At 67.2% G+C, this 7,753-nt stretch carries 6 protein-coding genes; 3 read left to right on the forward strand and 3 right to left on the reverse strand.

Features of this window, described 5'->3' with window-relative positions; all coding sequences use genetic code 11:
- Nucleotides 1-12: 12 nt before the first annotated feature.
- Nucleotides 13-657: a uracil phosphoribosyltransferase gene (gene upp, locus ACTHJF_RS12230; protein ID WP_440267346.1), complete on the forward strand. Its 645-nt coding sequence runs from the start codon at nt 13-15 to the stop codon at nt 655-657.
- Between the two features lie 177 nt (nt 658-834).
- Nucleotides 835-3,600: a lamin tail domain-containing protein gene (locus tag ACTHJF_RS12235; RefSeq protein WP_440267347.1), complete on the forward strand. Its 2,766-nt coding sequence runs from the start codon at nt 835-837 to the stop codon at nt 3,598-3,600.
- Nucleotides 3,601-3,682: 82 nt separating this feature from the next.
- Here the strand turns inward: ACTHJF_RS12235 and pip are convergent, their stop codons facing one another.
- From pip to ACTHJF_RS12250, 3 genes are read right to left on the reverse strand one after another with little or no spacing between them, the layout of a single operon-like run.
- Nucleotides 3,683-4,660, reverse strand: a complete 978-nt coding sequence (pip, locus tag ACTHJF_RS12240; protein WP_440267348.1) for a prolyl aminopeptidase — start codon at nt 4,658-4,660, stop codon at nt 3,683-3,685.
- A 54-nt stretch (nt 4,661-4,714) separates the two neighbouring features.
- Nucleotides 4,715-4,879 (reverse strand): hypothetical protein, encoded by a 165-nt coding sequence (locus ACTHJF_RS12245; protein WP_440267349.1) that lies wholly within the window; start codon nt 4,877-4,879, stop codon nt 4,715-4,717.
- An 18-nt stretch (nt 4,880-4,897) separates the two neighbouring features.
- A complete protein-coding gene (locus ACTHJF_RS12250) occupies nt 4,898-6,307 on the reverse strand; it encodes an FAD-binding oxidoreductase (RefSeq protein WP_440267350.1) in 1,410 nt (469 codons plus the stop codon).
- 122 nt (nt 6,308-6,429) lie between these two features.
- Between ACTHJF_RS12250 and serA the strand changes: the two genes are divergently transcribed.
- Nucleotides 6,430-7,662 (forward strand): phosphoglycerate dehydrogenase, encoded by a 1,233-nt coding sequence (serA, locus tag ACTHJF_RS12255; protein ID WP_440267351.1) that lies wholly within the window; start codon nt 6,430-6,432, stop codon nt 7,660-7,662.
- The last annotated feature ends 91 nt before the right edge of the window (nt 7,663-7,753 follow it).

The raw sequence follows: 7,753 nt of genomic DNA on the forward strand, positions 1-7,753 counted from the left end.
GGCCACCCAAGCATGCCCATCGTCGAAGTCCGTCACCCGCTCATCCAGCACAAGCTCGGCCTGATGCGCCGCGCCGGTATCAGCACCAAGGAATTCCGTGAACTGGCCTCCGAAGTAGCGGCACTGCTGACCTACGAGGCCACCAAGGATCTGGAGACGGTCGAGCAGGCGATCGAGGGCTGGGCCGGGCCGCTCACCGTGCAGCAGATCAAGGGCAAGAAGATCACCATCGTGCCGATACTGCGCGCCGGGCTGGGCATGCTGCCCGGCGTGCTCGACCTGATTCCCGCCGCCAAGGTGAGCGTGGTCGGCCTGCAGCGCGATGAAGAAACGCTCAAGCCGGTGACCTACTACGAGAAGCTCACCGGCCGCATGGACGAGCGCATCGCGCTGATCGTCGATCCGATGCTGGCCACTGCCGGCACCCTGGTCGCCACGGTAGACATGCTCAAGGCCGCCGGCTGCAAGCGCATCAAGGGCCTGTTCCTGGTCGCCGCGCCGGAGGGGCTCAAGCGCATCGAGACGGCGCACCCGGACATCGAGATCTACACCGCCGCCATCGACCAGCGCCTCAACGAGCACGGTTACATCCTGCCCGGCCTGGGCGATGCGGGCGACAAGATCTTCGGCACCAAGCAGCTGCCGGACGCAGGCTGAGCGCACGGGGGTTTCATCCCACTCCGACATCACGCAAAGTAATGCGATGTCGACACGGGTCGACATCGCCGACAGCGCAGCTCCGGGGGGAGCGTTCGCAGAACTGTCGCAAAAGCTTGCTAGCGTGCGGCGTTCCACGGATCCAGCAAGGATCCCGCCAGAGGGGAGTGACTTTTCATGCAGGGAATCAACATGCGGCGCGCCGTACTGGCGACGCTGACCGGCGTGGCGTTGTCGTTTTCGGCCTACGCCAGCGACCTTGAGATCAACCAGTTCCGCGTGCGCGGACCGGCCGGCGGTAACGACGAATTCGTCGAGCTGATCAACGCCGGCTCCACCACGCTGGATGTGTCCGGCTACCAGCTCAACGGCTCCAACGCGAGCGGCACGGTCGGTACGCGACTGACGCTGCCGGCCGGCACCAGCATCGCTCCGGGCTGCCACCTGCTGCTGACCAACAAGTCCAGCGGCGGCTACTCAGGCAGCGTGGCGGGCGACCTCACCTACAGCACCGGCGTCACCGACACCGGCGGCTTGGCGATCCTCGATAGCGCGGGCACCATCGTCGACCAGGTGGGCCTGAGCTCCGGCTCGGCCTACCAGGAAGGCACGCCGCTGGCCTCGCTGGGCAGCAGCAACGCCGACCAGTCCTACGTGCGCGGCACGAACGCCGCCGGTCTGCCCAAGGACAGCGACGACAACGGCGCCGACTTCGTGCTGCTGAGCCCCAGCGCGCCGAGCAACAGCGCCAGCCCGTGCGTAACGATGGGGGCCAGCGTGTCGATCGCCGACGCCAGCGCCACCGTGCGCGGCGCCAGCGACGTGGCCATGCCGTTCACCATCACGCTGTCCAAGCCGGCGCCGGCCGGCAGCGGCATCACGGTGCACGTGGCCACCGCCGACGACACTGCCTCGGCCAGCGCCGGCGACTACGACGCGCTCGACACCGACCTCACCATCGCCCCGGGCGAAAGCAGCACCAGCTTCAACGTCACCGTGCATGGCAGCACCGTCGGCAAGAGCGACCGCGCCTTCCACGTGACCCTGAGCAACCCCTCGGCCGGCTACACGCTGGCGCGCGACAGTGCGATCGGCGCGATCCTGTACGACATCCCGGTCGATGCGGAGATCTGGCAGATCCAGGGCCGCGAGCAGACCTCGCCGCTGCTGGGAAAGACCGTGCTCACCCACGGCAACATCGTCACCGCGGTGGGACCGGCCGGCTTCACGATGCAGACCCCCGACGGTCGCGCCGACGCCGATCCGTTGACCTCCAACGGCGTGTACGTGTTCACCGGCAGCGCGCCCACCGTCGCCATCGGCGACGTGGTGGACGTGGATGCGGTGGTGGACAACTACTACCACCTCACCGAGCTGAAGAACCCTGTGGTGAACGTCGTTTCGCACGGTGCGGCGCTGCCCAAGGCGGTGGTGTTCGATGCGAACACGCCGTCGTCGGACCCCCAGCACCTGTCCTGCGGCGCCACCAACTTCCAGTGCTTCATCAGCATGCGGGTGAAACTGCGCCACGGCATGATCAACACCGGCAACAAGCGCTTCAGCGGCGAGCCGTTCGCCGAGGTGAGCATCACTGCCAACGGCCTGCGCTCGCTGCGTGAGCCGGGCGTGGTCTATGGCGTGCCGGTGCCCGACGGCGTCAGCCTGCCCAACTGGGACGGCAACCCGGAAGTGTTCAAGATGAACACCGCCGACTTCGGCGCGGTGCCGCTGAACACGCCGTTCAACGCCGGCTCCACGTTTGAGGCCGAGGGCGTGATCTCCTACGACTTCGGCGCGTACACGCTGATCCCGACGAAGTTCAAGCTGAAGCATGCGGTGGAACTGCCGCGCGCGGTGGACAAGGCGCCGCCGGTGGCCCTGCGCGTGGGTGCGCTCAATACCGAGCGCTTCTGCGACAACACGTTCGACACCACCTACACCTGCAGCGGCGACAGCAACGAGCCGACAGCCGAGCAGGTCCAGCTCAAGACCGAGCGCCTGGCCGCCTATATCGGCTCGGTGCTGCGCCTGCCCGACGTGGTCTCGGTGGAAGAGGTGAAGAACCTTGCCCTGCTGCAGGGCCTGGCCAAGCAACTCGGCGACGACTACCACGCCAGCTACGACGCCTACCTGATGGAGGGCCACGACCCCTCTGGCATCGACGTCGGTTTCCTGGTGCGCGCCGATCGGGTCAAGGTGCTCTCGGTACGCCAGCTGGCAGCCGACGAAACCTGGGACGACAACGGCCAGACCGCATACATCCATGACCACCCGCCGCTGCTGCTGACCGCCCAAGCCGGCCTGATGCGGTTCCAGGTGATCGCGGTGCACACCAAGGCGCGCCAGAACGTGGACAAGACCGGCAGCTCCGCCGATCGCGATCGCGCCAAGCGCTTCGAGCAGGCCAAGTCGATCGCCCGCCAGGTGCAGGCGCTGCAGCAGACCTCACCGCTGACCCCGCTGATGGTGGTGGGCGACTTCAACGCGTACCAGTTCAGCGACGGCTTCGTCGACATGGTCGGGTTGATCTCGGGACGCTACAAGGACAGCAAAAACCTGCTCAAGCTCGGTGGCCCGAACATCGTGCATCCTGCGCTGTGGAACGCCGTCGATTCGGTGCCTTACAACGACCGCTACTCGTTCCAGTTCACGCAGAACTTCGGCGAGATCCAGGGTTACACCAAGGCCGGCTCGGGCAACTCCGGCCGCTCGGTGCCGACCTTCCAGGTACTCGACCACGCCCTGCTGAACTGGCCGGCGCGCCTGCGCTTCATGCGCATGCAATACGGCCGCGGCAACCTGGACGCACCGGCACAGACGCTGGACGATGCCGCCTCGGCCACCGATGCGACCAAGGCGATCGGCGCCTCCGACCATGACGGCTTCGTCGTGGACCTGCTCGATCCGTCGATCGTGATCGGCCACGGCCACCGCGTGCACTGAGTTCGTCGCAAGTCGTAAAAAGCGAAGGCCACGCCCGTCACCGGGCGTGGCCTTTTTCATGGGTGCCGCATTGGCGCCCGGCTCAGGCGCTGCGGGCAACGCCGAGGCGCGCGAAGCGGTCGGTGGCCTGCACCAACTCGTGCAGGATGCCTGGCTCGAACGCCGAGTGGCCGGCATCCTGCACGATGCGCAGATCGGCCTCCGGCCAGGCGCGATGCAGATCCCACGCGCTGCGCAAGGGACAGACCACGTCGTAGCGGCCCTGCACGATCACCGCAGGAATGTTGCGGATGCGCTCGACGTGGCGCAGCAGCTGGTCATCGTGCTCGAAGAAGCCGCCGTTGACGAAGTAGTGGCACTCGATGCGCGCAAACGCCAGTGCGAACTCGTCCTCACCGCTGGATTCGATGTGGCTCTGGTCCTGCCACAGGAAGCTGGTAGCGCCCTCCCATACCGACCACGCGCGCGCCGCGGCGATGCGCGTGGCGGCATCCTCGCTGGTGAGGCGGCGGTGGTAGGCGCTCATCAGATCACCGCGCTCGGCCTCCGGGATCGCCGCCAGGTAGGTCTCCCAGGCGTCCGGATAGAGCGCATCGGCGCCCTTCTGGTAGAACCATTCCAGCTCCCAGCGCCGCAGCATGAAGATGCCGCGGAGCACCAGTTCGGTGATCCGATCCGGGTACGTTTCGGCGTAGGCCAGCGCGAGCGTCGAGCCCCACGAGCCGCCGAACACCTGCCAGCGGTCGATCGCCAGATGCCCGCGCAGCCGCTCGATGTCGGCCACCAGATCCCAGGTGGTGTTGTCGGTGAGCTCGGCGTGCGGCGTGGACTTGCCGCAGCCACGCTGATCGAACAGCACGATGCGGTACACCGCCGGATCGAAGAAGCGCCGGCACTTCGCGTTGACGCCGCCACCGGGACCGCCATGCAGGAACACTACCGGTTTGCCGTTCGGGTTGCCGCTCTGCTCGTAGTAGAGCGTGTGCAGCTCCGAGACCTTGAGAAAGCCGCTATCGAACGGCTCGATTTCTGGATACAGCGTACGGCGCTCCGACGACATGCTTGCTCCTGGGAAGCTGCGGTGGCCGATTAGGCTAGCACGCGTCCAGCGCGCTCACTTGGGCGCGCGCAGGGCCGAGTCGCGCAACGCCTGGGCGTGCAGTACCTCGTCGGACTCGGCCTGCTGCTCGGCCTCGTGAGCTTCGCCCGGAAGGTGTGGGTGGGGATGCACGTGCGTGCCGGTGGCGGGATCGTTGCTGGCCGGATGTAGGGTTTTCATGTGGGGGATTGTCGCGGGTCAGTGGGCGCCATCGGGCGACGGCGGGGCAAAAAGCTTGCCGGGATTGAGAATGCCATGCGGGTCGAACACCTGCCGCACGCCGCGCATCAGGGCGATCTCAGCGGCACCGCGGGTGCTCTCCAGGTAGGCCCGCTTGACCAGGCCGATGCCGTGCTCGGCCGAGATGCTGCCGCCGAACTGCTGCAGCGTGGCGGCGAGGTGCTTGGTCACGTGCTCGCACTGGGCGATGAACGCCGCATCGTCCGTGCCCGGCGGGGTCAGCACGTTGATGTGCAGGTTGCCGTCGCCGATATGGCCAAACCACACCACCTCGAACTGCGGGTACTCGCGGGTGAGCAGCGCCTGCATGGCGTGCAGAAAATCGGGCACCGCGCTGATCCGCACGGAGACGTCGTTCTTGTAGGGCCGGCGCGGCGCCACGCTCTCGGTGATGCCCTCGCGCAGGCGCCACAAGGCGGCGGCCTGGGCGTCGCTCTGGGCGATCACGCCATCGCTGATCCAGCCCTGCTCCACGCCTTCCTCGAAAGCGGTCAGCGCCGCTTCCTGCGCCCGTTCGTCCGCCGCGTCGAACTCGGTGATCACGTAGTACGGGTGATCGCCCTCGATCGCGCGCTGGGCGCCGTGTGCCAGCACGTGGCGCAGCGCCACGTCGGTGAAGAACTCGAACGCCTGCAGCGCCAGCCGCGATCGGAACAGCGCGAACACCTGCATCAGCGCATCCATGTCTGGCAGCGCCAGCAGCATCACCTGCGAGGGCGGCGGCGGGTCGGTCAGTTTCAGCGTCGCCTCGACCACGATGCCCAAGGTGCCTTCGGAGGCGATCATCAACTGGCGCAGGTCGTAGCCGCTGGAGTTCTTCATCAAGCCGCGATTGAGCTCCAGCACCTCGCCGGTGCCGGTGACCACGGTGAGCCCGGCGATCCATTCGCGCGTGTTGCCGTAGCGGATCACGCGGATGCCGCCCGCGTTGGTGGCGATATTGCCGCCGATCGAACACGAGCCACGCGCGGCGAAATCGACCGGGTAGATCAGGCCCTGTGCTTTGGCGGCATCCTGCACCGCCTGCAGCGGCATGCCGGCCTGCACGGTGAGCGTGCGATCGACCGCGTCGAAGGCCAGCACCTGATTCATGCGCTCAAGGCTCAGCACCAGCTCGCCGTACGCCGCCACGGCGCCACCGGAAAGACCGGTGCGTCCGCCGGACGGCACGATCGCCACACCGTGTTCGTTCGCCCAGCGCACCACGGCCTGCACTTCGGCGACGCTGGTCGGCAGGGCGATGGCCAGCGGTGCGGGCGCCCAGCGACGGGTCCAGTCGCGGCCGTAATGCTCCAGGTCGGACGGGTCGGTCAGCAGGCGCAGATCCGGCAGCGCAGCGGCGAGGGAGGCAAGTCGGGCTTGGGTCATGGAGGGGTCCTGGCGCGGAGGCCTAGGGTGACATCGCGCCGGAAACCGGTCCAGTGGTGCACTGCCGCATTCCGCCCGCGGCTCTGGCATAGTGATCGCCTGTCCCGCGCCGTTGGATCGCCATGAAGACCTCCTACCCCAAGCAAGACATCAAGGTGCTGCTGCTCGAAGGCGTCAGTCAGAGCGCCGTGGAGACGTTCCGCCAGGCCGGCTACAGCCAGATCGAGTACCACCAGAAGTCGTTGCCCGAGGCCGAGCTCAAGGCCCGCGTGGCCGAGGCGCACATCGTCGGCATCCGCTCGCGCAGCCACCTCACCGCCGAGGTGCTGGCCGAGGCCAAGCGGCTGATCGCGGTGGGCTGCTTCTGCATCGGCACCAACCAGGTCGACCTGGTGACCGCGAAGAAGCTCGGCGTGCCGGTGTTCAACGCGCCCTACTCCAATACCCGCAGCGTCGCCGAGCTGGTGCTGGCCGAGGCGATCATGCTGCTGCGCGGAATTCCGCAGAAGAACGCGCTGTGCCACCGCGGTGGCTGGACCAAATCTGCCGCCGGCAGCTACGAGGCGCGCGGCAAGACGCTGGGCGTGATCGGCTACGGCCATATCGGCACCCAGGTCGGCGTGCTCGCCGAGGGGCTGGGCATGCAGGTGATCTTCCACGACATCGAGACCAAGCTCTCGCTGGGCAACGCCCGCGCTGCGGCGAGCCTGGACGATCTGCTGGAGCGTTCCGACGTGGTTACCCTGCACGTGCCCGAGACACCCGCCACGCAGAACATGATCGGCGCCGCGCAGATCGCCAGAATGCGCACAGGCGCGCTGCTGATCAACGCCTCGCGCGGCACCGTGGTCGACATCGATGCACTGGCCAGCGCACTGCAGCGCGAACATCTCGCTGGCGCGGCGATCGACGTGTTCCCGGCCGAGCCCAAGGGCAACGACGATCCGTTCGTCTCACCGCTGGTCGGCATGGACAACGTGATCCTCACCCCGCACATCGGCGGCTCCACGCTGGAGGCGCAGGACAACATCGGCATCGAGGTGGCGGCCAAACTGGTGCGCTACAGCGACAACGGCTCGACCCTGTCGGCGGTGAACTTCCCCGAGGTGTCGCTGCCCGAGCACCCGAACAGCCGCCGCCTGCTGCACATCCACCAGAACGTGCCGGGCGTGCTGTCACGCATCAACGAACTGTTCTCCGCCGGCAACATCAACATCGACGCACAGTTCCTGCAGACCGATCCGCAGGTGGGCTACGTGGTGATCGACGTGTCCGCCGACGTGGCTCAGGCCAATGCGCTCAAGGACCGGCTGGCCGCTATCCCCGGCACGCTGCGCACCCGCGTTCTCTACTGACAATGTAGGAGCCCGCGGGCGGGGGGGGGCCAAGGGGGTGGGTTGGGGGAAAAAAAAAAACAAATACCCCGCGCTGGCTGCGACAACATTA

The organism is Dyella sp. (assembly GCF_051962475.1).
Classification (GTDB): Bacteria; Pseudomonadota; Gammaproteobacteria; order Xanthomonadales; family Rhodanobacteraceae; genus Dyella_A.

What these genes read in the sequence shown, in the direction of transcription:
- upp (WP_440267346.1), top strand. Translation starts at nt 13, where the DNA reads ATGCCCATCGTCGAAGTCCGTCACCCGCTCATCCAGCACAAGCTCGGC.
- ACTHJF_RS12235 (WP_440267347.1), top strand. Translation starts at nt 835, where the DNA reads ATGCAGGGAATCAACATGCGGCGCGCCGTACTGGCGACGCTGACCGGC.
- pip (WP_440267348.1), bottom strand. Translation starts at nt 4,660, where the DNA reads ATGTCGTCGGAGCGCCGTACGCTGTATCCAGAAATCGAGCCGTTCGAT.
- ACTHJF_RS12245 (WP_440267349.1), bottom strand. Translation starts at nt 4,879, where the DNA reads ATGAAAACCCTACATCCGGCCAGCAACGATCCCGCCACCGGCACGCAC.
- ACTHJF_RS12250 (WP_440267350.1), bottom strand. Translation starts at nt 6,307, where the DNA reads ATGACCCAAGCCCGACTTGCCTCCCTCGCCGCTGCGCTGCCGGATCTG.
- serA (WP_440267351.1), top strand. Translation starts at nt 6,430, where the DNA reads ATGAAGACCTCCTACCCCAAGCAAGACATCAAGGTGCTGCTGCTCGAA.